A 21,623-nucleotide genomic window follows, 5' to 3' on the forward strand; every position below is an offset into this window, starting at 1 on the left:
AAACGCTGTCCGCGAATTACTGAAATCACTGTCCGGGATTTAGCGAAAAGGGTGTCCGGGAATTAACGAAACACGCATCGCGGTACGCTTCTTGGTGATAGTGACCGCATTTCTTACCGGGGTGGCTGGCCTAAGAGCAGTAATCTTCTTACGTATATTTGAGGCCATCTGCGCTTCTCCTCCTTGCCGGCGCGTTAACCCTCGTCGTGAGCCGCCCGCCACAATGACCGATATAGGCCCACAAGGAAATCTTCCGAGCATTGTTGAGGCCGTGACCGGACTGTCTGCTGTTGGGCAGCACTGGGCGGGTAGCTGCCATTCGGCAGCCGACGCCGTTCCAGCGTTTGCAGGTCAATCTTGAGATAAAGCCGTCAATGAAGTGCGATTGAGTGACGGCACTTCAACCGCATCGTCATCTTCCAGGCCGTCCAGCAGCACCTTAAGGCCCGCGGCGCCCACACTATCTGAAGGCTAAGATGCCGAATGTCAGAAAATTCTTCGCAGAATGTCTACGGATGGTTCGTGCGGTCGGAACGGGGGCCTGAGACATCGCTCTCGTTGGACATCACGCGTTTGAAAACTTGAAGAGTCAGGGGACTCTTGATCTCATACGTCGATCTTCATCTCGACTCCTTCGCCGAAGAAGCATTCATGGCCGAAGGCATCGCGCATGGCCTGTGAATCCCAGGCCTCGGTATATGGTGTCCGATAGTTGAAATAGAAATGCAATTCCTTTGGACCGTATTGGATCAGCCTCGCGACCGCTTCCGGGTTCGGGTGTCGGTTTCGAGCGCCACTGGTCGAAATCGCGATGCGCTTAGCTGCCATGGCCCTTACCAGCGGGATGGTCGTGTTCGCCTTGCTTCCGTGATGCGAGAGCTTCACCAGGTGAAGTTCCTCGGTGTCGAGCTTCCGCAACCCTTCCAAGAGATCCGACGGGTGGGCATCCGCAGCCAACAGGACTCGTCGGCCCTCGAATTTGGCGACGAATGCAATGCTCGATCCGTTCGGGACGGTTCTGTCCTCCACATCCGGCGCGTCCGCCAGCGCCGCGACGTTTCCAGGGACGGTCGCGAGCTTCGGGCCAAGGATCTCAAGCCCGGCTGGGACTGGATCGGGATCGACAGGCAGGCTCTTGGATTGACGATACTCGATCCAGTCCGAGCGTAGCCGGGATAGCGCTTTCATCGTCGGTGTCAGGAGGGTTATCTTCATCCCGCCTACTACGTCAATAACCGGCAGTTTCGCTTCGCGGATTGCCACCGCCTTGCCATTGAAGTCGGCGTTCCAGGGCCATGCTCGTTTCAGAAGACCGTCCGAGAAGGCGTCTCCTTGTCTGGGCCCCAAGATCTCCAGATCCGATAGCTGGTCGAAACCGTTGAACCAGACCTGCGCCACGGATCCTGGCAGGTCAGGATCCTCAATCAGGGGCAGTAGTCCTTCGATATGGTCGGCGTCGAGGTGACTGAGGACGAGGAGATCGATGCGTTCACCGCGCGCGCGTATATCCTTCAGCGCCGGGACGATCGAAGCGGCGTAGGTGGACCCACGTCCACCATCGATCAGGATATGATGCTGTCGATCCTCCGTCCCGTAATCCAGAAGAAGACAGTCGCCGTCATCGGCAGGCAGCATCCTGACGCGGAACATGACATCCCTTTCAATGACGTGGGAACTGAAGTGTCGTGAAGGCCTCGCTGATCTCGCATCGAGAACTCATCGAGCGGACGCGGCCCAACATCTGCTTTGCTTCGGCATCGTCAGCCGAGAAGATCGTGAAGATGTCGCGCAGGTGACTGAACCCGACAGTGAAGAACGGCAGCCCGCGGTTAAAGGCTTCCTTGGCAAGTTGAAGGATTTCGGACCGCGTATCGCTGGAGACCGGGCCATCCATCAGCGTGCAGGCTCGGATGATCGCACCGTCGGGCATCCACGGAAAGAAATTCATCAAGTTGGGCGCCCAGTTCCGCCAGCGTTCGATCTGCTTCCTGTCCGCCGTCGCCAGGCTCACATAGGCGGCCGCGCATGCCGCCAGGGGATTGGAACGCTTGTCCCGGATGGCATGAACGATCGTGTTGTCATCCGAGAACATTGCGACCGATGCCGCTGCGGCCGAAAGCCTGCCCGCTTTGAGATACTCGAGCAACGCATCCAGTCTGGAGTCGCGTACGGTGACGCCGAGATGATTACTTACCCGCTCGAACCTGACTTCAACCGAAGCCACGGGAGATTGGGTCGCGCCGGACAACCAGGCCAGCGGCAGAACTCCGAGGCTCTCCCCGCGATCGTGACGCACACGAACCCACCAACGTTCGAACTGCGACCCGAAGTAGTCATGGCCGTCGCCGGCACTGATGGACAAGGCATTGGTGCCAGCATCGAAACTCACGTCCAAGCCGTGCCCGATTTCTCCGTTAACTTCGACGATGTGGTCATGTACGTCGGTCCAGGACACGAAGGACGGGGTTTCTGTGCATATATCCAACGTCTCCGTCGGTTCGTCGTCGAATCCGGAAGTGAACGCGGGCTGCAACTCGAAGGGGTCGTACTCCTTGCTGAGATCTACCCTGTACATTCCGAGGCGGTACCGGGTGTAGGCGGTCGCGCGCGACATTGGCGGCCTCAATTCCACCGGAGTTTCGGAGGCCTCTTCCACGTTTGCGCTGTATTGCAGGATTTGTCCGGATGGGAGCCAGGCCTGTAGCCTGTAGGTTCCCGCATCGACTTCAACGGAGAGGCCGTGAGGAGACGTAGGGACGAGGACTGACCAAGCGGTCGCTTCGCCATCGCTTTCGGAGAGCGTTCTCTCGATCCGGACAGCGATACCCGACGGCAAATCCCGGATGCCTTCACCACGGGCGAAGTAGAGTTTCAACGTGCCCTTCATGGCACGGCCCCGGCTTGTATCGTCAGGGTGTAGACCGTCTCCGGCGGGGCGACCATCACCACTTCAGCTGCGTGATTGTAGGCAGCACCCTGCTTGAAGGCGGCTGCGACCATGTGCTCGCGCAGAGGCACGACACACGACCATTCCTCGATCGGATTCGCGGGATCGTGGGTCAAGCTCGCCGAGATGCCCGTCGCACAGCGCGCCTCCACGTTGTCCAGGTGTCCCCAGGCTTCGGCGAGATCGAGAGAGATATGGAGCGGTACGTCCACTTTCGCGGGTTTGGAAATCTTGAAGAACTGGCCACGCGATCTCTCCGGGACCTGTATCACGGAGTGCTTTTGCGCGGCCCGTGACACATATGCTCCCAACGCCTGCTCCAGGCCACTCGTGCCAACATGCCATTGCAGATGAGGTTGCGCACCTCCGCCACGAAGGGCGCGAAGCAACGCTTCGGTGAACAAACTAACCCCATCGGTCGTCCCATAAGCCGGGGCGAATTCGGTTGAAGCATGATGTACGCTTTGGAGAGCCAGCTTTCGCCCGGTTCCGGTGGGGTCAACGGCGGAAACCAGCCCTACACCCCGGTGCTCGCCGGCGAGTTCGACGGATGTCTTCTCCGTTGTCCGGCAGGCGTCGATAAGGAACAGCTGCTTTCCGGGGACCATCGTTCGCATTCCACCGAGGAAGTCTTCAAGGTTTACGGAAGTCGCGTATTTATCGAATAACCGGGCCCCGAAATCCTGGAGGAAAAGCAGGGGGTCCGATGAAGATACACCATGCCCTGCGAAGAAGAATACCACCATATTGTCAGGAGACTTCGCAGAACGGCCGAGCCAGCCGTCGATCGCAGCGGTGACGCTCCCGATCGTCGCGGTCGGAGGTACCTTCGGCTCGCTCAGGTTCCCGGGAAAGCTGAACGGCGTAGGCGAAGGATCCGAGATCAAAAGCGAGAGGCTTTGAAGGGGAGTGTCGGCGTTCTCGAACTCCGTCAGAAACCATTCGGCGAGGGCGCGCGCCGACTTGGCAGGCGACGCCAGCTGCCCCATGTCGTTGGCGAGGTGCGGTTTCTCGTCGGTGCCTCCCAGCAGATGATCGTAAGCGGAGACGCCGATCAGTAGGACGTGAGTTCCGGGACCGTCTGGCGCGGGACCCTCGAATACGAGTGCAGCATCGGTCATGGTCGAGACCATACTTGGGCAGCGCTCATACGTTTGTCGAAACGATGATCGCGTGGGCCGGCACGTTGGCCATCGCCTCAGTGTAAAGGTCGACGTCGGCGTGCGCCGTGCGTAGCGAGATGACTAGGCTGAACGGTGTAGAAACTCGACACTCGGGCGAACTGCGATCAGCCCACCAGCCTTTGACTGGATAGACACATACGCCGCCGCGGACCGCCAGCTCGTGCGCAGGCCCCATCCATATGTTGTTATGAACGGTACCTATGTCGCTGCGGCGCCAATCCATGAACCAACGACCGTCATCGAGGTTCGGGACCTCAATTTCGTCGTCATCCAGTTCGACGAGTTGATTCAATCGACTTTGAGCAGTTGTGGCAGTGTCGTCGGGCTGGTTGAATCGGAACCGCAACCTGTGCGACGCGTACCGATCCTTCCTAGCGCGTTTGTCCGCCAAAGGGTCGGGTTCGATGAAATACGATAGGGTGCAGGCAAGCCTGACTTCGGCATTGCCGATCCGTTCGAGTTCACGTTTTGGCCACGGAAGGTCGAAATACTTCATTTCCTTGAGGCCGCATCGACCGTCTCGCGTTTCGAACGGTGTGATCTCGTCTTCAATGACCAGAGTAAGCGAGTTGCTGTCGCTTTCCCGAATGAGCCGCTCGTCCGGAACTCCCCAGCCAAACGTGTCGAGTACCCGCTTTCGTTCCTCGGAGCCGCCCTCTGCCTGCCGTTGCATCGCTGGTGTCCAGGATGCGCCGTTCACGATCAGGCCTCGGACGCTTTCCGAGCGCATCTGAGGATATCGGGAAAGTAGACGGGTCGCGAGACCGGCGACCCCGGCTGTCGCTGCACTGGTTTCGCCTGTGAGATCCAACTCCTCCCCGGCTGCCCGACCCGTCGTCAAAACGCGTGTGTCGGCGGAACCACGCGACGTCTTCTTGCCAGGATCGAAGATGTGGTTGCCACCTTCGAAAACCACGTCCGGCTTGTTGGAGGTGCGGTACTTGTTGTCCCACTTCTGGCTGGTGCGCGAGACCGGGCAAAGGTCGCCCTTCGGCGCAACTGGCGTGCCGACGCTGATGTCCTTATCGGTATACGCGCCTACCGACAACGCATTGACTGCCTGCCCGGGAGATTGAACCGGGAAATCCGCGTTGCGCCCGTCGTAATGAGCTACCTGATAAGGCGTCTCCCGGCTCACGGGAACATTGCCGGCCGCCACGCAGAAAAGCCTCGACCGAACTCCGTCGTTCCATGCCAGCTTGTCGATGGCAGCCGAAGTGGCGCTCTGCCGTCCGCTCTCGTCCTCGCCAGGAATCGTCGCCGATAGTGAGAAGACACGCTCTACTCCGGAATCACGCTCCACCAGTTTGACTGCCTCCTGGATCGCGTCGCGCGGAACGATCAGGTTCGTGGAAGACAACGGTCGGAAAACCTTGACGGACTCCAACGCGGTCGTCAGGATGATCGGCGCGCGAGAGGTAGCAGCCGCCTCGAGGTTCGGGAACAATGCCACACCCGCCATCGCGGTGCCGTGGCCGCTCTTGTCGTCCGTTCCCCAATCCGCATCCACGGTTTTGAGGTTGGCCGGAGATATCGAGGCTCGCAGCAACGGGTTGGCCGCATATACGCCCGAGTCGAGGATCACGGTGCGAGGTGCGCCGGCAGGCGCGGGAACGATCCGTTGAGCGACCGCATTCGAAATCGCCTTGCGTGCGTCTCCGTCCCCGCGTCGGTAATCGTGCACGAAATGGGACGAGGGACGGAACTCGATGACAGCTCCCGTGGAGTCCAGCAGTGCCTGCATCTGGACCGTGTTCAGAGTCATGTCAACGACAATGCTGTCCGTGAACTTTGTAGGATTCCCGATGGTGGAAATCCCCAGCCGCTCGACCACCCGATAAAAGTAAGTCGCCCTGTCGGAACGGATCCAGGTTTCGACGGACTCGGACTTCCTCTTGGGCATGTCGTCGATAGGTCCGGTCCAGACGTCTTCCAGCAAAGTAGGCTTGAATTCCGACGTGCTTTCGAACAGCTGAAAGCGTGTGGGCTTCTTCTTCGAGCTGAAGTTCGAATGGCGCGTTTCGAAGGCTGAGTACTCGTCGATCTGGTTCGAGATCGTCTCCAGGCTGTTCCTGGTCACGAACAGTTTCGCTGAGGCAGGCGCGCCATCGTACGCCGACGTAACGGACAGCAGGCTGACGCCCGGGCTGGAGGCCTTCATTTCGCCGACCCAGAGCTTCTGGACTCCGAAGCCCGTGGCGGTGATTACCACCCCCTGCTTGTTCTTGGGAATTCCCGCTTCCTCCTGCGCGGGAGTATGCTCCGCCAGACGGTCAGCAATCGTTGCGAAATTCGCTTTCAGGGCACGGGCATGGCCTGCCCGATCCGGAATGGTCGCCGGATCTTTCTTTGTCCGTCCGCTGCGATGAGGTCGAAACGGAGTAGCGTCCAAGGTAAGGTTTCGTAGATGAAGGTGAGGCTGAAGCGGCATCTATTCAAATCTTAGAGTGATTCCCTGCCTCAAGAATACACCAGATACCATCCTTAGTTCGAGTGGATTTGCATCCTTCCCTCGAGTGCCCACAACAATTCTTCGGTCGTCAGCTTTCCGTCATTTTCGAGCACGGCTTTTCGCGCTGCATCGACAGCGGCCGCCGCGAGATCTGCCTGTGACAGAGCACTGGCATGTTTCTCGATGGATTCCCAATCGACCGAACCCGCATCGAACGCCAGGATGTTGTTTCGAATGACCTGGCGCGCTTCGTCACCCGTGGGCAGCTCGTATCGAAAAGCGCTGTCGAACCGCCGGAAGACGGCGCGATCCAGAAGGGAACTGTGGTTGGTCGCCGCGATGATGATGCTGTGCGACTGGTCGCGGTCCACGAGTTGCAGGAACGAATTCAGCAGACGCCGGGCCTCCCCGATGTCGTTCTCGTGCGCCCGACTTGCCGCGATCGCATCGATCTCGTCGAAGAAGTAGACGCCCCGAACGCCAGTCATGGATTCGAAGATCAATCGCAGCTTGGACGCGGAGGCACCCATGAACTTGGTGATGACGCCATCGAGTTGAACGGTGAAGAGGGGAAGTCCAAGCTCGGAAGCGATCCCATGAGAGGTCATCGACTTTCCTGTGCCGGGCGGGCCGACAAAAAGCAGTTTGCGGCGCGGCTTCAGGCCGTAAGCTTCGAGCTCGACAAGTCGCTTGTGCTCGTCGACGATGCGGTCGATACCATCACGCAAATCCCGGCGCAGAACGACGTCCGGAAGCAGGATGTCCGGATACGTGACATCGAGGAGTTCGGCGAGATCGCCCCGGGGCTTCGCCAATTGGATCGTGCGCGAGGTCTTTTCGCTACGCGCGGCAGTCACGAACTTATGCAGGGACTCTGCGAATTTGCCTCGCCCGGCCTTTTCGGCCTCTAGCGCGATCTGCTCCGCGATCGACAGAAAACGAACGCCATCCCCGGCGATATGGCTCTGAACCATTCCCAATACCTGTCGAGAAGTCGTCATGCGTTACCCCTTCTGCTTTTTGGCTTCGCGCATCAATACATCGAGCTGCTTGAGCAGATCGTTAAGTTTTTGGGACATCGGCAATATTTGTCCCATAATTTCTATTTCCCGGTCCTTTTTAGCTTTCATTACAATCGCCGACGGGGACGTGTCCACGGTCTTCAGCCAACGGGCCACTGCTTCACGGGATGGCTGCGATACGGTGCCTTCAGATAGAAGTCGATGAAGCGTTGATTTGGGAACGCCCGCTGCTGCGCTTATGTCTCTGACCGATAGGCTGCGTTCACGACTGGCAGTCGCTACCGCGGCGGCCAGCGCATGATCAATGCTATTTTTGGGACGACCAATCATGTCCCATTAATCCGCTTTCGGTGGTTTGGTCAAGCGGCGACGCTCAGCCAACGGGAACGCGGCCGATTACGCGCTAGCTGTCAGGGGCAGACGAGCATGCCCGACGCGTTGAACAACTTAAAAGCACGGTATCGTTGATGAAGCTCGCCCTTGCCGGAGAGCGCGGCCACCAATGCCGTCAGCTACACCACTCCCAGAGACACGATCTCGAACATGCCAGGAGACAGCGAAAACCTCAGCAAGCGCAAAGGCTGCGGAGTGCTATCGCCCTCCGTTAAAACTCCGACAGACGTAGGAAATGTCGGCTTTCAGGAAGTGATGTGGTCTGTCGCTACGGCCGACTTTAAGGCGCGAAGCGGTCTTACAGCGCGCAGAATCAAGTGAGATTCCAATCCCACCAGACAAGTAGGTCCGCCGAGCAATTTGTGCTGGAACAGATTACCGCGATCTCTGTTGCGCTGGGTTCAGGCTACTGGAGAGCAGGCCATGAAACCCGAAGATGCGACCTACCCGCCTCTTGATGTTCCCAAAGCCGTCGCGACTGGGATCTGGATCGTGGACAGCGGACCCCTGAGAGTGGTGGGCATTCCAGTGCCGGTGCGCATGACAGTAATCCAGCTCGGGAATGGCGGCCTCCTTCTGCACTCGCCGACACGGTTCGACTTTGAGCTGAGAAAACGGCTCGAGCAAATTGGCACGATCGAGCACCTGGTTGCTCCAAACAGCGCACACTGGACCTTCATCAAGGAATGGCAGAGCCATGTGCCGGGGGCGTTGACGTGGGCCACTCCCGGCTTGCGCTATCGGGCACAGGTCCGCCGGGCAGGCACAAGGATCGATCACGATCTGGAAGCAGCGGCGCCAGATGTTTGGGCGAAAGATCTCGATCAGGTTCTGGTTGCAGGATCCGGGTTCGCTGAAGTCGCGCTCTACCACAAGAGCAGCCGGAGCCTGGTGCTTACCGATCTCGTTCTGAATCTCGAGCCGGAAAAGTTGCCTCTCATGATCAGGCCGGCGGCGCGCTTCTTAGGCGTCACAACGCCCGTAGGGAGAGCTCCCTTTTACCTGCGCATGATCGTCAAACGAAAACGTGACGAGGCGAAGGCTGCCGCGCAGCGTCTCGTGGCCTTTCAGCCAAAGCGCGTCATATTCAGCCATGGCAGGTGGTTCCACAAGGACGGAACCGCACTGCTTCGCCAGTCGCTGGAATGGCTTCTGTGAGCACCGGCCCCGCAACAGAATCGTCAGGCGGTAATACCCACCAGCTCCCGCTGCCGTTTCCACTCTACGGGTATTCCCCTGATAAACGCCTGGAGCTGAACTGTAGGGGATTGCCGCCCGTCGAGAATGACCTGAAGCCCTTCGCCTGCAATGTACGGGCCAGGATGCTAGCTAGTCACGGGCCTGGGCACGGGCAGGGTTGTGTGTCCGAAGGCGACCTCGACCTGCGGGACGATCGCCGGCAAACGGTCTCGCCGGTACGTTCCATCTTCGTTTCGCAGCTTGTGCCGCGAGCTCGGCGCTCCTCTGCCACACAATTATCTGATCAAACTGACGCTCAACGAGGTCGCCGCAGCATCGGGATGAGCGTCGGCGACGAACCGACCTGGATCGCGCCGAGCAGCGATGTCCGCTCTGGAGGACCGGCAGGGGCCAGCGAATGACCGGGATGGGCGCAAAGCTGCCGTCCACACTCGATGCCTCCCAAAGTATCCTAAAACCGAGTCTACTGTCCTACGTTGTCCATAAGCGCCCGCAATTCGGGCGGAGGCGCGACCCAGAAAGTTCGAAAAGCTTCCAAGAACCCCAGGCAAACTGGACGCCGCGGCAGACAAGGAGGTTCAAAGATAGCCCGGCGAACATCCGCATTAAGTCGGTCAAAATCGGCGACAGAAGAGCGCCCGAAAGAGGGTTCGGCGGCTCCTTCGTGCGAACGAAAAAAGAAGAGAAGCAGAACTTTCGTGTGCGCTTTCGCGCGAGGGTCGGAAGCCGCGCATGGCCATGAAGCGCCGGCACGGCTCACTGCGAGCCGTCCCAAAAGAAATGGAAGGCGGCAATCTACACCCCACCTTTCCAGCGCAACAGCCGCATGGCGTTGGCTGTCACCAGCACCGTCGCGCCTGTGTCGGCGAGAATGGCGGGCCACAGGCCGGTGATGCCGACTACGGTCGTCACCAGGAACACCGCCTTCAGCCCCAACGCCATGGTGATGTTCTGCTTGATGTTGGCCATGGTCGCCTGAGACAGTTTTATCATCGCCGCGACATCGCCGACGCGGCCATGCAGCACCGCCGCATCTGCCGTCTCCAGGGCGACATCGGTGCCGCCGCCCATGGCAATGCCGATGTCGGCCGCGGCGAGCGCCGGCGCATCGTTGATGCCGTCGCCGACCTTAGCGACCGTCAGCCCCTGTCCTTTCAACTCGCCGACAATGCGCTGCTTGTCTTCGGGCAGCAGTTCCGAGCGCACCTCGATATCGAGGTGCTTGCCGATTGCTGCCGCCGTGCGCTGGTTGTCGCCAGTCAGCATGACAGTCCTGATGCCAACATCGGTCAGCGCCTTCAGGCCGGCCTGCGCGTCCGGCCGAGGCTCGTCGCGCATGGCGATGAAACCGGCCAGCACATCGTTGATCAGCAGCACCGACACCGACTTGCCCTGGTCGTTGAGTTCGGCGATGCAGGCCGCCTGCTCGGCCGGCAGCGCGACCTTCTCGCCTCCAGCGATCGGCGAGCCCAGGAAGACGTTCTTACCGCCAATGCGACCGACCACGCCCTTGCCGCCGAGCGCCTTGGCCTCCGCCGCCGGCGGCACCGGCACGCGATCGGCCTTGGCCTTTCGCAGGATAGCCAGGGCAAGCGGATGGCTCGATCCGGTTTCGAGTGCAGCGGCCAGCGACAGCACCTCTTTTTCGCTAATCCCGATGGCCACGACATCCGTCACCACGGGCTTGCCTTCAGTCAGCGTCCCGGTCTTGTCCAAAGCCACGGCGGTGATCTTGCCCAAGCCTTCCAGCACCGCGCCGCCTTTCATTAAAAGACCACGCCTGGCGCCGGCCGAGAGCGAGGCGGCGATTGCCGCCGGCACCGATATGACGAGCGCGCAGGGGCAGCCGATGAGCAGCAGCGCCAGGCCTTTGTAGATCCATTCGTTCCAGTCGCCGCCGAAGGCCAGCGGCGGGACGACGGCCACCAGAGCCCCCACGGCGACGACGGCGGGCGTATACCAGCGTGAGAAACGGTCGATGAAGCGTTCCGTCGGCGCCTTGCTTTCCTGGGCCTCCTCGACCAGCTTGACGATGCGGGCGATGGTGTTGTCGGACGCCGCAGCCGTGACGGTGATGCGCAACACGCCGTCGCCATTGATGGTGCCGGCGAACACGTCCGCGTCGACGCCCTTGCGCACCGGCACGCTTTCCCCCGACACCGGCGATTCATCGATGGCGCTTTCCCCCTCGATGATCTTGCCGTCGGCTGGAACGCGATCGCCCGGCCGCACCAGAATGACGGCGCCAACCCCAAGGGCTTCGGCCGGAACTTCGCGCGTGGCGCCATTCTCCTCCAGGAATGCGGTCTTGGGCACCAGCGTGGTTAGCGCCTGGATGCTGGAGCGCGCCTTGCCGGCGGCCACGCCTTCCAGCAACTCGCCGACGAGGAACAGGAAGACTACGGTGGCGGCTTCCTCGCCGGCACCGATGATGACGGCGCCGATCGCGGCGATGGTCATCAGCATTTCGATGGTGAAGGGAATGCCGGCGAGCGCGGCCATCACAGCTCGCCGTGCAATCGGCACCAGTCCGATCAGCATGGCGGCAATGAAAAGCCAGACGCCGGTGGCCGGCCAGACATAGTGAATCGCAAAAGCTGCGGCCAATGCGGCGCCGCTGGCGATGCTCAGCCGGCCTTTGGCGCTGTTCCACCACGGCCCCGTGGCCGGCGTGTGGTCGTGGCCATGCAAGCCCTCCACGTCGTCGTGGTCATCTTTGGCTGTGCCGGCATGGTCGCGGCCAGCATGGTCGTGGCCAGCGTGGTCATGGCCGCCTTTGGTGCCGTGCCCGGCCGGTTTGGCGTTCTGTCCGGCTTCGCTCGTGAGCTGAGCCACAGAATAGCCGAGGCCTCTCACCTTCTTTTCGATCGCGGCGAGGTCGCTTTCGGCAGTGTGCCTGACGGTCATGGTGCCGGCAGTGACCGAGACGTTCACATCCCGGACGCCATGCATGCGGCGCACCGCGCCATCGATTTTCGTCGCGCAGCCGGCACAATCCATGCCTTCGACGCGATAACGGGTTTGTGGGGCGGTTGCAGCCATCGTCTCACTCCTTGAACCATTCCAGCGGCACGCTACATTCTCTAGCGACTAGAGGAGCAAGCGAAAAATCATGCGCAGTGTCCCGATTGGCGAAGCGGCACGACAGAGCGGCGTGAAAGTGCCGACTATCCGCTACTATGAGCATATCGGTCTGCTGCCCGCGCCGAACCGCAGCGAGGGAAATCGACGGCACTATGAAACCAGCGATTTGCGCCGGCTGGCGTTTATTCGCCATTCACGCGAGTTGGGGTTCGGCATCGAAGCCATCCGCACCCTGCTGACGTTGCAGGATAATCCCAGCCAGCCCTGCGCCACGGCCGACACCATAGCCCAGGCGCGGCTGGCCGACGTCGTTCAGCGGATACGCAGCCTCACGGCATTGAAGGCCGAACTTGAACTCATGGTCGAAGGCTGCCGGCACGGGAAGGTCGGCGAATGCAGGGTGATTGAGGTGCTGGCCGATCACAGCCAATGCGAACACGCCCGGCACTGACTGGACCCGGTGTCGAACGATCTAATCATTCGTGAGCCGGCCTTTCCGCCACCCTCCAGGTCATGAGGCGCGACCGCACGGCGAGGTGATGGTTTTGACCACGGCTAAGCCACCGAGCTGAAGTGCGGCTTGCACTTCGGCAATTGGTAGCAGCCGCCCTCTATTTCTATGCATCGGCGCGTCGCAAGTACGTGATTTGCTTTGCTCATGTAACAAACCAGATGGGCCAGATCGAAGGTGATTTTGAGAAAGGCGGAGCGGGACCGCCGATGCGTTGGCCGTATCGCTTCGTCCCGAAATGCCATGAACATTGCCGACACTTGAAGATAAAAACATGCTGGGACCGCAACCGTTGCCCTGAAATTCTCAGCGAAATGCAGACGGACCCGTTTAAGTCGGACTTGGTGCCCAGGCTTTGCCCAGCGCGATCCTGAATTCATAGACCTTTTTTGCTCAAAAACTTCGCACGTGTGGCTGCGCGAGTAAGGTGGCAACAAATCTGTGCTGCGGTTTACCTGCGGTCATCCAGAATGTTCAGGGCGTAACGTGTGTGTCGCCGTTCGCCAGTTCTTATCATCGCGCCCTTGGAAACGAGGTCTTGCAGATCTCTTGTCGCCGTCGCGCGCGATGCTTGAGTGATGGCGATATAATTCTCGGCGCTGAGCCCTCCTTTGAACCCGTCGATGTCTTCGCGGAACATTCGGGCGATGACCTTTTCCTGCCGCTCGTTGAGATGGTTTCGGTAGCGTTCGTAAAACTTGGCCTTGGCGACGGAGAATTCGACACGGGCAAGCGTTACACGCTGCGCCTCAAGGATCGTGTTGGCAAAGTAGAGCAGCCAATGTGTTACCGCGTTGCTCTTATTGCTGGCCTGCAGGTTGTCGTAATAGGCCTTGCGGTGGCGTTCGATCGTGTATGCCAAAGCGATGAGACTTGGCTCACCCAGGCTTTGAGCAAGCGCCTTTTCGCAAAGGGCACGCCCTATGCGGCCGTTGCCATCCTCAAATGGGTGGATGCTCTCGAAATAAAGGTGCGCGATACCGGCTCGCGTCAACGCCGGGAGCGGCGTCTTACCTTTAGGTGCGGTATCGTTGAACCAAGCGGTGAAAGCATCCATTTCGGCTTTGACCCGCGCTGAGGGAGGTGCCTCGAAATGCACTTTGGGCTTATCCAGCCGATTGGAAACGATCTGCATGACGTCGGCATGCTGGCGGTAATTGCCAATGGTCTCAATACGCCGTTCCCCCGACATCACCATCTTGTGCCAGGCGTAGAGAGTGCGATGCGAGAGGGCATGGCCAAAATGTAAATACACGTCGGCCATCATTTCCGCGATGCCGCGCTCGGCAGGCGGAATGCGCCTGTTCTCGCTGCCCAGCCCAAGTTGCTGGCGCAGGGATGATTGCAGACTCTCGCGGTTGAGGTATTCCCCTTCAATCGCGGATGTCTTCAAGGCCTCTTCACTGATAAGATCGATGCGTATCTGGTCGCGATCGTCAGAACCGACGTGCCGAAAGACACCCAGGAACTCACCCGATCGCAGCAGGAATTCGCTTTCCAGCGGTTCCAATACTTCCTTATCGTAGGTAAAATGCCCCAATTCCATACCATGAGTTATAGCGCACCTCTCTATAACTCATAATACCGTAAATAATGAGCTATAGCAATCTTCTCTATGCCTCAGAAACCGGGCTTTGCCCTGATACGCACAAGTTCGCCCTCTCTTGCGAAACGAAATCGGGGCGATTTCTTAACCGGCAGGCCGGTCGCTCCAAGTATCCAGGGCCTCCACAACGCCCTCCACCCACACACCAAGCACTATACCGGCATCATGCGCGGGACCGGAAGGTGATGGTGCGCCGGAGAAATTCAACTTCGAACGCGGAACGCGCATTTCACGTCAGGTAACTCGAGCCATGATTTCAGATTGGATCGTCCTTGCGGTGTATAGCGAAGCGTCTAAGGACAGATTCCCAAATGCAAGTTGGCAAAGCAGATAATTAGCACCGGCCTCTTCGAGCTGATCAAGAAGAGCTTGTCGCGCGGAAGATGCCGTTCCCACCACGCACAATTCGCTTTCGATTGCTGCATCCAAGCTCAGCGGCAGATTCGGGGGCGTCTGGAGCGCATTGAGGTCGTAGAGGAACCTGAAGCTCTTGAGCCATCGTTCGTAAGCGGGTGCCGCGAGCGCATATGCATCTGTTTCCGATCGCGCGATCACGACCATGCGGAGCATTCCAAGAAATGGCCCTCGCTCGTCCGCGTCGGCACTGCGCTCCCGGCAGGCTCGGAATGCATCAGTAATTCTGCGAACAGAAGAGCCAGGTCCCAGGCACGCGATATTTGCGCCACTTGCAGCGGCCCAACTCGCCGACTCGGGTCTATTGGTGGCGATCCATGTCGGTGGATGGGGGCGCTGATGAGATCTCAGCGTCAAAGGGACGTCATTCAGCTCAAAATGGCGGCCGCGATAGGACAGCGTGTCGCCTTTCATCGCCTTGATAAGGATTTCGCTGGCTTCCGCATAGTGACCCGGCGCCGCCTCCGCAGCAATCCCGAAGTAACCCAGTTCGACTGGGAGAGAGCCGCGCCCTATGCCCAGTTCGACCCTGCCACCACTCAATTGGTCGAGCATGCAGATCTCCTCGAACGCACGCAGCGGATGATAAAGGGCAAGGAGCATTACCATCGGGCCGACGCGAAGGTGCCGGGTGCGCTGGACGACGCTGGATAAGAACAGATTCGGCGATGGGCTCCTCCCGTGCGGAGTGCAGTGGTGCTCTGCCAGATGATATGCATAGAAGCCAAGCTGATCGCACGCCTCTGCCAAACTCAGGCGATTGGCGTATTGCCGGGCAATCTCGCAGCCGTCCTCGTCCAGATGGTCGAATATGCCGAAGGTCAGGCCCCGGGGGAAGGCATTCTTCACGAATTTTCTCCAACTCTTTGCAACAGTTCGTGGCTCGCAATGATGCAAGCAAATCCAAATTATTGGTGCGCTGAAATTGCGGGGAACTATCGACTGGTTAAGGCAGAAGCAGCGGCCGCTGACGGCGGGATCGTTTCCTTCGCCGTTGCAGCTATCTCTGTGGCGACCTCAAGAAATTCATCCATCTCATTTTTTGTGCCGATGCTAATGCGGATGTAATTTTCCAGCCCTGCATCCTCAAAGAAGGCGACGAGTATCTTTTGCCTTTCCAAGGCTGCTTGCCACCATGAGCCTTCCTGCCCCGCTGGCACACGCGCTAGCAGGAAATTTGCGTGAGAAGGTATGACGGAAAATCCGAGTTTCGACAGTGCCACTGTCACTCGCTGTCTTTCATGCTTGATGTGCTTGTGGTTCTCGGCATAGGCGGCGCGGTGCCCAAGCACACTGATGCCAACAGCCTGGCCGATCACGTTCATGTTGAAGACGTTCTGGAGATCCCGCAGCCTGCCAATGACTTCAGGGTGGCCAAGTCCGAAACCGACGCGAATGCCGGCGGTGGCATAGCTTTTCGAGAATGTTCTCAAGATCAGGAGGTTTGGATAGCGATCGAGGAGATGCAGACCATTGTCCGGTGCAAAATCGACATAGGCCTCATCCAAGACAATCAGACGGTCTGATTGTGATACCAGGCGTTCAACATCGGCCACAGGAACAAACGTTCCGGTCGGATTGTTTGGGTTGGCCAGCAGAATGAACTTGGCATCTTTTGCTGGTCCCGAAAGCAAGTCTTCGACGGGCAAGGAATGATCTGCGCACCATCCGATTTCGAGAAATTGAGCACCCTGCAAACGGGCAAGCTTGCGGTTGAACGAAAACCCCGGCGACATCATCGCCATTCTGTCTCCTGGAACCAGGAAAGCTCTGTAGATAAGCCCGAGCAGTTCAGACGATCCGTTTCCGGCGATCACCTGATCCTTCGAGACGCCGTAGGCTTCCGACGCTGCTTGCCTCAAGCTGACGTTGTCGTCTTCTGGATATAGATATTGCCGTTCGAGAGCCGCCATCGCACTTTGCATTATGGGTTTCGGCAACGGAAACGGGTTCTCGTTCGTGTTTAGCTTGACGCAACAAGGATCCGGCGCCGGTTTGTCGGACAGCAGAACATCTAACTGTCCCGCTACTTGCGAAAGGGAAGAAAGCACAGTTTGCAGTTTTGCATCAGACATCAATTTTCTCCGTTTCGGTCTCAGTGCGTCCGGTACGAACTGGTGATCAAGACATGGCCTGGACCAACGGCGATAGCGCTGCCGTCCGACCCGGGTGCACGGTGGGCAACGACCGCGGGGGCAGCGCGGCCTGTGCGATCGGATCGGAATTGCAGGAGCCCCGCATCACTCGTCTCAACGCGCCAAGGCACGAATGCTTGATTGTCCCAGCTACTCGGTTCAAAGACGCTTGATCTCGATGCCGTATTTCCTCAACACGTAGCCGATCTGGCGCGGCGTCAGTCCGAGCAGGCGCGCCGCCTTTGCCTGGACCCAGCCACATCTCTCCATCGCCTGGATGACACGTTCGGCATCGGCCTTTCTCGCAGAGTGGACTACCCCGACTGGGTCCAGCGGCGGCTGCCCTTCGGTCGCTGACGGCGGTGGGACGGCGGCAGAACTAACCCCAGCAGCCGGCGGTATGGCCCGAACCACTGGTAGCGGCCCGATCGGCGAAGGTTGCAGCGCGACTTTGCCAACTCTGCAATTATGCAGCGCCTCGGCGAAGCATTTGCCCTGGCAGCATGCAAAGTCGTCTTTCCCGATTGATGGCCCCGCTGCCAGAACCGCTGTCCGATGTACGCAGTTTTCCAGTTCGCGAATGTTGCCGGGAAAGTCACAGTTTATCAGTACTTCGATTGCGCTCGGATCGAACGTCAACATAAGGCCATTCTCATCGTTGAAATTCTTGAGAAACTCAGCTGCAAGGAGCGGAATATCGCTGCGCCTTTCGCGTAGCGCCGGCACCAGCAAGGGAACAACACTGATGCGGTAGTAGAGGTCGGCACGGAACTCGTTTCTGGCAACTGCCTCTTCCAGGTTCTTGTTCGTGGCGGCAATGATACGGACGTCGACTTTAATGGTCTGGTTGCCCCCGACGCGCTCAAACTCCTGCTCCTGCAGCACGCGCAAGAGCTTTGCCTGGAACGAGGCCGAAATCTCGCCGATCTCGTCTAGGAACAATGTCCCCTTGTCGGCGAGCTCAAAGCGCCCCTTGCGCGAGTTGAACGCACTTGTGAATGCACCCTTCTCATGGCCGAACAATTCGGATTCCAGCACGGTCTCGGGTAGCGCCGCGCAATTGAGCTTGATGAAGGGCCGCTTGGCGCGCGGGGACAATTCGTGGATAGCCTTGGCGACCAGCTCCTTCCCGGTACCGGATTCGCCTCGCAACAGAACCGCAATCTTGGCCTTGGCCACGAGCGCGACCTTCTCAAGCAGACCGCGCAACGCCAAACTGTCGCCAATCATCCCCTCCACGTGAGTGTTACGCTGCGGGGCCAGGCGCTTCTGCTTTGGCAGGGAGTCCTGCTTTGCCATCGGTTGCTCGCGGTCGCCCTCGAAAGAGCGATGCGACTTCACTGCCTGCCCTACCAGGTTGGCGATTAGCGGGAGCAGACAGAGGCTGTAATCGAGCCAAACTCTTGAGTCATGGCGCAGTACGTGGTCGATGGTCAGAGCGCCCACGACATTTGCATCGACGCGAATGGGAACGCCGATGAAGGACACTGGTATGTCGTCGGAAGCCCCGAGCACATCCATGTCGGCGGCGGTGAAAGCCGGATGAGACGCAATGTTCTCGGTGGCCAGGGGCTTGTCCGTCGCCAAAACCTGGTCGATTGCATTCCGTGGCAGGTACGTCCGGCAGCGCTCACTGCAGCTCTCGGTCCGGCCGGCGCCTGCGATGATTTCCAGTTCGCCATCACCGTCGAAAAGAGAGATGATGCCGTGCCTCATCTGCAGAAACGATCGCAGCAGGTCTACAACCTTGGCCAGCCTGACCTCGAGCCCGGAGGGGGCGGCGAGCGCTTTCGAAATTTCGTAGATGCCGGCAAGCGCGCTCGCGCGCGACGGCAGAATGGCGGGTTCCGAGTCATCCCTTTTGGTGTCGTGCAATGATGTGCAGCTTGACGAAGTCTGCTCAGCACTGTCTTCAGATTGGCGACCATTGTCCTGATCTGACATGTCATCCTCGATCTTGGGCCGCGACAGCAACGCCGCGCCATCTGGATCTGCGATGTCCCCCGGCGTAAACGCATCATCAGATGGCATCAGGGCCCGAGCCACCGATGGCCGGCACCAACAAGAATGTCTTCGCACCGCGAGCCGCAGCATGATTGGCGCACTTGCTTGCGAGCGAGAGCCGCTTACCGGAACGCTTAAGACGTTGATGCGGGTAGTCGTGATGTGTCGGCGGGAGGACGCCAGAGTTCCGCACGCGACATACTGCCTTGCATAAGATCAAGTGTGGGTCACGGTTTTGGGCGTCGGTCAGGCTCTGACGAGGGGCAAGCCCGAAAGACGCCGGAGGCAAGGCTTGATGCATGGCTTGGCTATCCTTACTGAACTGAGGCGCGGTTCAGGCTTCCGGAGCGCAACCACACGTTGCCCTACAGAGCGGGAACGAGGATGGCTAGTCAACCGAGCTTTCCTCGCATTTCTGAAAGGAAAGCAGGAGGACATGATAGAATTCCATCAACTGAGATTTGCCGACAGATCGATCTCGAACGGCAGAGTTACCCCGGCGTGTTCACGGATGCCCGGCGCGGTGAGCGTACGGAGGTCGACGCCTCCGGGATGCTGTCGGCGTTAGGGCGGCTCGTCGGACACTACGGCCCGAAGTGTCGTCGAGCGGCCAAAGTGTTCGCGCTATGAAGCATCTTCTGAGTCGCACCGATGCGCGCCAGGTCCGGTGAATCATTCGGTCTTATCGACGACCCGTCGGGATGCCACGGCTGCAGCGGGAGCGCGGTAAGAGCCAGCTCGTGTAGGCAATCCTCCACTTCCGTGCCCGGCCGGGTCGCAATTGCGACAAAGAAGCGAGCGGGCACAGCGGATCCCAGAGTTACCGACTGGCGGCTGTCAGGCTAAAGCAATGGGTGCAAAGCTGGGCGTTAGTGCGGGATTTCGCCAGAGATGACGGCAACAGTGCGGAAACCCGCACAGCCTACCCCTACTGAGGCTGCCTCACCGAGCGGAGGAATACGCGTATTTCGGCGCGGGCCCCACTTGGCACGACACTTGCTGTCGACATGCCAGCAGCGCGTGACCGGAGCGCCGCGATGGGAGAAGCGCGGGAGGGAGGAGGCCCCCACCGCGACCCGGTCAGGGAGAGAAAAGCTGTTGGTTTCACCAATCCGAAGCGCGGGTCCTGCGCCCCGCAAGGCCTTCTACGCCCAGCCCTACATTCAGGTGCTTACCGCCATCGCACTCGGTGTCGCAGTTGGGTATTTCTACCCGGACGTCGGCGAGAGCCTGAAGCCGCTCGGCGATGCCTTCATCAAGCTCGTCAAGATGATTATCGCGCCGGTGATCTTCCTAACCGTGACGACCGGCATTGCCGGTATGAATGACCTCAAGAAGGTCGGCCGGGTCGCCGGCAAAGCAATGATCTATTTCCTCACCTTCTCGAGCCTCGCATTGATTGTCGGTCTCGTTGTCGCAAATGTCGTTCAGCCGGGTGCCGGCCTGAACATCGATCCGGCGTCGCTCGATCCCCAGGCCGTGAAGGGCTATGCCGCCAAGGCCCACGAGCAGTCGGTGACCGGCTTCCTGATGAACATCATTCCCTCGACGATCGTTAGTGCCTTCGCGGAGGGCGACATCCTGCAGGTCCTGTTCTTCTCGGTGCTGTTCGGCATCGCTCTGGCGATGGTCGGCGACACGGGCAAGCCTGTGCTTTCTCTGCTTCAGGCGCTCCTCGCGCCGGTGTTCAAGCTGGTCGGCATTCTGATGAGGGCCGCGCCCGTCGGCGCTTTCGGCGCCATGGCCTTCACCATTGGCAAATATGGCATCGGTTCGGTGGCCAACCTCGCCATGCTGGTCGCGACGTTCTATTTCACCGCCTTCCTCTTCGTATTCGGGATTCTAGGCGCGGTCTGCCGATACAACGGCTTCTCGATCTTTTCTCTCGTGCGCTACATCAAGGAAGAGCTGCTGCTGGTCCTGGCAACGTCCTCCTCGGAGGCCGCACTGCCTTCGCTCATCGCGAAGATGGAGAACGCCGGCGCGAAGCGTTCCGTCGTGGGTCTCGTTATCCCGACTGGATATTCCTTTAATCTGGACGGCACCAATATCTACATGACGCTCGCCGCCCTCTTCATCGCCCAGGCAACGAACACGCACTTGTCGATTCCCGATCAGATATTCCTATTGCTTGTCGCGATGCTTTCCTCGAAAGGTGCCGCAGGTATAACAGGGGCCGGCTTTATCACGTTGGCCGCTACGCTCTCCGTAATCCCAAGCGTCCCCGTTGCTGGGATGGCTCTCATCCTTGGCGTGGACCGCTTCATGTCCGAATGCCGAGCGCTGACGAACGTAATCGGCAATGCGGTGGCCTCGCTGGTTGTCGCCCGCTGGGAAGGCGAACTGGACGAAACGCGTATGAAAGCTGCCTTCTACGGGAGCTTGCCGAGAGATTAAACCGGCCACGCGCCCCAGCAAGATTGCTGCAGCGCGACCAGCCAAGTCGCCGGCTCATCAGCCACCAAACAATCGGCTCGCCGGGTCTAAACAGCGCTTCGCGGGCCACAGATCAGAAGCATCAAATGCGGTGAGGACAAGAAACATGCATGCCCTATGGAAACGGACCGCAGACCGAGACGCGCCCGGGTGCGCCTGGAGCGCTGATCAATGTGTAGGCCGTCGATCGGGGAGGATGCCGAAATCACTTTGCCGCCCCAATCCGTCGCCGGCA

General features: G+C 59.4%; 14 protein-coding genes. 3 read left to right on the forward strand and 11 right to left on the reverse strand.

What is annotated here, in order from left to right; all coding sequences use genetic code 11:
- Nucleotides 1-606 precede the first annotated feature (606 nt).
- From AC0L2K_RS29185 to AC0L2K_RS29210, 6 genes are all read right to left on the reverse strand, one after another.
- A complete protein-coding gene (locus tag AC0L2K_RS29185; protein ID WP_473533028.1) occupies nt 607-1,650 on the reverse strand; it encodes a ComEC/Rec2 family competence protein in 1,044 nt (347 codons plus the stop codon).
- A gap of 10 nt (nt 1,651-1,660) precedes the next feature.
- Nucleotides 1,661-2,887 carry a hypothetical protein gene (locus AC0L2K_RS29190; protein ID WP_473533029.1) on the reverse strand — a complete coding sequence of 409 codons (1,227 nt, stop codon included), beginning with the start codon at nt 2,885-2,887 and terminating at the stop codon, nt 1,661-1,663.
- Entirely contained in the window at nt 2,884-4,068 is a 1,185-nt protein-coding gene (locus AC0L2K_RS29195) for a caspase family protein (RefSeq protein WP_473533030.1), read from the reverse strand. The genes AC0L2K_RS29190 and AC0L2K_RS29195 overlap by 4 nt, the downstream gene beginning before the upstream one ends.
- Nucleotides 4,069-4,093: 25 nt before the next feature.
- Complete coding sequence (locus AC0L2K_RS29200; protein ID WP_473533031.1) at nt 4,094-6,523, reverse strand: S8 family peptidase; 2,430 nt, start codon at nt 6,521-6,523, stop codon at nt 4,094-4,096.
- Nucleotides 6,524-6,615: 92 nt separating this feature from the next.
- The gene (locus AC0L2K_RS29205; protein ID WP_473533032.1) at nt 6,616-7,584 is read right to left on the reverse strand and encodes an AAA family ATPase; all 969 of its coding nucleotides are present in this window, start codon (nt 7,582-7,584) and stop codon (nt 6,616-6,618) included.
- 3 nt (nt 7,585-7,587) lie between these two features.
- Nucleotides 7,588-7,935 (reverse strand): helix-turn-helix domain-containing protein, encoded by a 348-nt coding sequence (locus AC0L2K_RS29210; protein ID WP_473533033.1) that lies wholly within the window; start codon nt 7,933-7,935, stop codon nt 7,588-7,590.
- Nucleotides 7,936-8,421: 486 nt separating this feature from the next.
- On the opposite strand from AC0L2K_RS29210, the gene AC0L2K_RS29215 reads away from it, so the two are divergent.
- A complete protein-coding gene (locus AC0L2K_RS29215; protein ID WP_473533034.1) occupies nt 8,422-9,156 on the forward strand; it encodes a DUF4336 domain-containing protein in 735 nt (244 codons plus the stop codon).
- A gap of 837 nt (nt 9,157-9,993) precedes the next feature.
- Here the strand turns inward: AC0L2K_RS29215 and AC0L2K_RS29220 are convergent.
- Nucleotides 9,994-12,240, reverse strand: coding sequence for a heavy metal translocating P-type ATPase (locus AC0L2K_RS29220; RefSeq protein ID WP_473533035.1), 2,247 nt, complete (start codon nt 12,238-12,240; stop codon nt 9,994-9,996).
- 70 nt (nt 12,241-12,310) lie between these two features.
- On the opposite strand from AC0L2K_RS29220, the gene AC0L2K_RS29225 reads away from it, so the two are divergent.
- Nucleotides 12,311-12,733, forward strand: coding sequence for a MerR family transcriptional regulator (locus tag AC0L2K_RS29225; protein ID WP_473533036.1), 423 nt, complete (start codon nt 12,311-12,313; stop codon nt 12,731-12,733).
- A gap of 511 nt (nt 12,734-13,244) precedes the next feature.
- Here the strand turns inward: AC0L2K_RS29225 and AC0L2K_RS29230 are convergent.
- The 4 genes from AC0L2K_RS29230 to nifA all read right to left on the reverse strand — a co-directional run bounded on the left by AC0L2K_RS29230 (nt 13,245) and on the right by nifA (nt 18,892).
- A complete protein-coding gene (locus AC0L2K_RS29230) occupies nt 13,245-14,339 on the reverse strand; it encodes a Fic family protein (protein WP_473533037.1) in 1,095 nt (364 codons plus the stop codon).
- Between the two features lie 294 nt (nt 14,340-14,633).
- On the reverse strand, nt 14,634-15,662 hold the full coding sequence (locus AC0L2K_RS29235) for an LLM class flavin-dependent oxidoreductase (RefSeq protein WP_473533038.1): 1,029 nt from the start codon (nt 15,660-15,662) through the stop codon (nt 14,634-14,636).
- A gap of 86 nt (nt 15,663-15,748) precedes the next feature.
- Nucleotides 15,749-16,888 (reverse strand): histidinol-phosphate transaminase, encoded by a 1,140-nt coding sequence (gene hisC / locus AC0L2K_RS29240; protein WP_473533039.1) that lies wholly within the window; start codon nt 16,886-16,888, stop codon nt 15,749-15,751.
- A 219-nt stretch (nt 16,889-17,107) separates the two neighbouring features.
- Nucleotides 17,108-18,892, reverse strand: coding sequence for a nif-specific transcriptional activator NifA (nifA, locus tag AC0L2K_RS29245; RefSeq protein ID WP_473533055.1), 1,785 nt, complete (start codon nt 18,890-18,892; stop codon nt 17,108-17,110).
- A 1,158-nt stretch (nt 18,893-20,050) separates the two neighbouring features.
- Between nifA and AC0L2K_RS29250 the strand changes: the two genes are divergently transcribed.
- Nucleotides 20,051-21,349, forward strand: coding sequence for a dicarboxylate/amino acid:cation symporter (locus AC0L2K_RS29250; RefSeq protein ID WP_473533056.1), 1,299 nt, complete (start codon nt 20,051-20,053; stop codon nt 21,347-21,349).
- The last annotated feature ends 274 nt before the right edge of the window (nt 21,350-21,623 follow it).

This window comes from Mesorhizobium sp. WSM4817 (assembly GCF_055811135.1).

Bases quoted from the DNA above. Each gene is read 5' to 3' on its own strand.
- AC0L2K_RS29195 (WP_473533030.1), bottom strand. From the start codon at position 4,068: ATGACCGATGCTGCACTCGTATTCGAGGGTCCCGCGCCAGACGGTCCC.
- AC0L2K_RS29210 (WP_473533033.1), bottom strand. From the start codon at position 7,935: ATGATTGGTCGTCCCAAAAATAGCATTGATCATGCGCTGGCCGCCGCG.
- AC0L2K_RS29205 (WP_473533032.1), bottom strand. From the start codon at position 7,584: ATGACGACTTCTCGACAGGTATTGGGAATGGTTCAGAGCCATATCGCC.
- hisC (WP_473533039.1), bottom strand. From the start codon at position 16,888: ATGTCTGATGCAAAACTGCAAACTGTGCTTTCTTCCCTTTCGCAAGTA.
- AC0L2K_RS29190 (WP_473533029.1), bottom strand. From the start codon at position 2,887: ATGAAGGGCACGTTGAAACTCTACTTCGCCCGTGGTGAAGGCATCCGG.
- AC0L2K_RS29215 (WP_473533034.1), top strand. From the start codon at position 8,422: ATGAAACCCGAAGATGCGACCTACCCGCCTCTTGATGTTCCCAAAGCC.
- AC0L2K_RS29185 (WP_473533028.1), bottom strand. From the start codon at position 1,650: ATGTTCCGCGTCAGGATGCTGCCTGCCGATGACGGCGACTGTCTTCTT.
- AC0L2K_RS29230 (WP_473533037.1), bottom strand. From the start codon at position 14,339: ATGGAATTGGGGCATTTTACCTACGATAAGGAAGTATTGGAACCGCTG.
- AC0L2K_RS29220 (WP_473533035.1), bottom strand. From the start codon at position 12,240: ATGGCTGCAACCGCCCCACAAACCCGTTATCGCGTCGAAGGCATGGAT.
- AC0L2K_RS29225 (WP_473533036.1), top strand. From the start codon at position 12,311: ATGCGCAGTGTCCCGATTGGCGAAGCGGCACGACAGAGCGGCGTGAAA.
- nifA (WP_473533055.1), bottom strand. From the start codon at position 18,892: ATGTCAGATCAGGACAATGGTCGCCAATCTGAAGACAGTGCTGAGCAG.